Source organism: Massilia sp. CFBP9026 (genome assembly GCF_034045165.1).
GTDB lineage: Bacteria > Pseudomonadota > Gammaproteobacteria > Burkholderiales > Burkholderiaceae_D > Telluria > Telluria arenae.
This window is the reverse complement of sequence record NZ_JAXCWH010000024.1, coordinates 1-394: the sequence shown is the minus strand read 5'-3', so window position 1 is coordinate 394 and position 394 is coordinate 1. Positions and strand designations below refer to the sequence as shown.

Here is a 394-nt window from a genome sequence, read left to right as displayed (position 1 = left end):
CCTTCAAACAAAAGTAAAAACCTACTTTTGTTTGACACTGCGTTAGCTAAAATGCCCGGCAGAGCCGGATCATTTTTAGATGACAAAGGCCACACTGGGGGATTAGCTCAGCTGGGAGAGCACCTGCTTTGCAAGCAGGGGGTCGTCGGTTCGATCCCGTCATCCTCCACCAAAAAGTTCAAACGTAAGTCGTCAGTAAATAACTGATGAGATTTAGGTTTGGTCTTTTCGAGATCACTGTTTTTTCGTTCTTTAACAATCTGGAAGAAGTAAAGTTTTATCAGCGTGTGCGACAGCATACGTTGAGGGTAGTAGTAATTTGTATCAAGCAAACATAGTTGTACTCTTGAATCCTGTGACGATCTCTGTAACTCATGCAGAGGCCAACGTTATA

At 43.1% G+C, this 394-nt stretch carries 1 tRNA gene; it reads left to right on the top strand.

The annotated features are described in order from the left end of the window. The first annotated feature begins 96 nt into the window (after positions 1–96). Positions 97–172: transfer RNA gene (locus tag SOM28_RS26285), tRNA-Ala, on the top strand. Positions 173–394 lie beyond the last annotated feature (222 nt).